The sequence below is a fragment of the Nocardioides sp. genome (assembly GCF_036401255.1).
Classification (GTDB): Bacteria; Actinomycetota; Actinomycetes; order Propionibacteriales; family Nocardioidaceae; genus Nocardioides.
In genome coordinates, this window is the sequence record NZ_DASWVI010000049.1 from 1 (window position 1) to 2,615 (window position 2,615).

3 protein-coding genes and 1 pseudogene are annotated in these 2,615 nt (G+C 76.5%); 1 reads left to right on the forward strand and 3 read right to left on the reverse strand.

The features are described from left to right. From VGD85_RS02375 to VGD85_RS02385, 3 genes are all read right to left on the reverse strand, one after another. The coding region (locus VGD85_RS02375; protein ID WP_331061846.1) for an EsaB/YukD family protein at positions 1–483 on the reverse strand (483 nt) is incomplete at its 3' end. After that, positions 480–776, reverse strand: coding sequence for a WXG100 family type VII secretion target (locus VGD85_RS02380; RefSeq protein WP_331061847.1), 297 nt, complete (start codon positions 774–776; stop codon positions 480–482). The genes VGD85_RS02380 and VGD85_RS02375, both read right to left, overlap by 4 nt. A 32-nt stretch (positions 777–808) precedes the next feature. Then, positions 809–1,126, reverse strand: coding sequence for a WXG100 family type VII secretion target (locus VGD85_RS02385; protein ID WP_331061848.1), 318 nt, complete (start codon positions 1,124–1,126; stop codon positions 809–811). A gap of 266 nt (positions 1,127–1,392) precedes the next feature. Here VGD85_RS02385 and VGD85_RS02390 point away from each other — a divergent pair. Beyond that, positions 1,393–2,615: pseudogene (locus tag VGD85_RS02390) on the forward strand (type VII secretion protein EccC); the annotation flags it as partial.

Sequence of the window (2,615 nt, forward strand, 5' to 3'; positions counted from 1 at the left end):
CAGCACGAGGGCGACCCCGGCCGCCGACCCGCCCGCGTGCCCGGGGGCGCCCTCGACCAGCAGCGCCACGGCGCTCAGCACCATCAGCACGGCCGCGCCACCCAGCCCGGTCCACCGGGCCGCGCCGGGACCCCACGTGGCGAGCTCGGTCTCGACCACGTCCGCCATCGTCTCGACCGGGTCGTCGTCGCGGCGGGCCGCCTCGTCGGCGGAGGCGGAGGCGGCGGTGACGGTCAGCAGCGCACCGTCCTCGACACCCTGGTGGGCCAGGCCGGCATCGCTCCGCAGGCCGTGTCCGTCGGCGAGCGTCACGCGGTAGCCCCCGTGAGCAGCCGCGGGATCCAGCACGCCGACGCTGCGCGCCAGCTCGGGGACGAGCTCGGCCACCGGCACCATCCCCGGCAGCGCGAGATCGACCCGGCGGACGCCGGAGACGACGCTGACCCGCAGGAGGCCCGAGCGGGGCGTCGCGCCCCGGGTCACTGCCCGAACGCCGCCGCGCCGCGCCGGTCGGCCGCGCGGTAGTCGGCGTTGGACTGGGCGACCGCGGCGCTGGTGTCGTGCAGGAGTCCCTTCATCTCCTGCATGGCGCGATCCCAGGTGGCCTTGGCCGTGAGGTATGCCTGCTGGGCGCCGCCGGCCCAGTCGCTGCGCAGCGGCGCCAGCTCCGACTCGAGCCGGTCGAGCCGGTCGTCGATGCGCTTGACCGCGTGGGCGAGGTCGCCGGCCACGGTGTCCAGGCCGGCGTGGTCGACGCGAAGTCCGTCGAGGCTCATCTCGTTCACTCCTGACGTGTCGCGAGGCGCGCTCAGCCGAGCCGGCCGGCGACGCGGTGGTAGGTGGACGACTGGGTGTCGTCGGTGGACATGAAGTCGCGCTCGGTCGAGGTCAGCGAGGCCTCGAACGCGTCGAGCGCGTCGGTGATCGTGCGCTGCTTGTCGGTCCACGCCTGGTGCAGCGTGAAGAACGCCGACCCGCCGGCGCCGACCCAGGCGCCCTGCTGGGCGAGGATCTGCTGCTCGAGCCCCTTGCTCAGCGCGTCGAAGTCCGCCTTGGCGTCGGCCACGAGACCCGCGGCCCGGGTGAGCGCGCGCTCGCCCTGCCCCATCTCCTGTGCATGCGTCATGTCGCCAGCTCCTTCCCCCTGGGCGGCTCGCGCCGCTCGAGGATCGTGTGTGTGGTGGTGGTCCGCCGGGATCGGCCCGGGCCGGACACGGGTCGATTGCCCGAGCCCCGAGGGGGCGAAACCGGCCCTCCACCGGCCTGTGGAGAACCCGTGCGTCCGGTCATCCACAGGCGCTCGGGGCCAGGCGTCGCCGGCCCGACGCGGGGGTAGGCGTCCACGCAGAGCACCCGACGGACGGGTGCGCCGAAGGACGGGACGACCGCCTCATGAGCACCACGGGTCGCGACGCGCGCCTCGACGTACCACCCCTGCCCACGGGCCGGATCGTGCTGGAGCCGCCGCCGGAGCTGCAGCCGCGGGAGGCCGCGGGCGGCGCACTGATGAACGCCCTCCCGATGCTCGGCAGCCTCGGCTCCGTCGCCCTGGTCGCGTCGATGGGACGAGCCGGCGGTGGCCGCGCACTGCTCGCGGGCGGGCTGTTCCTGCTCTCGACCATCGGCTTCGTCCTGGTCCAGGTGGACCGCCAGCGCCGGCAGCGCCGCCAGCAGGTGCACCAGCCGCGCACCGGCTACCTGACCTATCTCGCCGGCGTACGCCGGGCCGCACGGGCGGCCGCGGCCCAGCAGCGCCGGGCGCTCACGTGGCACCACCCCGACCCCGAGGCCCTGCCGGCCCTCGCCGCCGAGCGGTCACGGGTCTGGGCGCGCCAGCCGGGGGACCCGGCGTTCCTGCGGGTCCGCTACGGCGTGGCAGACCAGCCGCTGGCGCTGGAGCTCGTCCCACCCGCCGACGACCCGAGCGGCAGCGCCGATCCGGTGGCGGCGGCCGCGCTGCGCCGGCTGCTGGGGGTGCACCGGCTCCAGCCGGACCTCCCGGCCACGCTCGACCTGCACGCCGTCGGGCGGGTCGAGCTGCACGGCCCCGACGAGCAGGCCCGGTCCCTCGCGCGGGCGATGGTCTGCGCGGGTGTCGCCGGCCACGGCCCCGAGCAGCTCGCGGTCGGGGTGCTGGCCGCCGAGACGCGGCTCGCCCACTGGGACTGGGTGAAGTGGCTGCCGCACGCCTGGAGCGGGCGCCGGTCCGACTCCGTGGGGCCGATGCGGATGGTCGCGACCACCCCGGCCGACCTCGCCACCCTGCTGCCCGCGGACCTGGGCGATCGGCCCCGGTTCGGGTCCGACGACCGCCCGGCAGCACCCCACCTGCTGCTCGTGGTCGACGGGGCCGACCTCCCGATGGACGGCGCCGTCGTACCCGCCGACGGGCTGCACGGCGTCACGGTTCTCGAGCTGCCCGGAGGTCGCGACGACCATCCGGAGCGCCCCGGCCTGCGGATCGAGATCGACGGCACCACCCACGACGCCGACGACCGGCCCACCGTGCTCGTGCACCAGGGCCGGGAGGACCCGACGCCGGCCCGCGCGGACCAGTGCCCGGTCGCGACCGCCGAGGCGCTCGCCCGCCGCCTGACACCGCTCGGGGCGGCCGG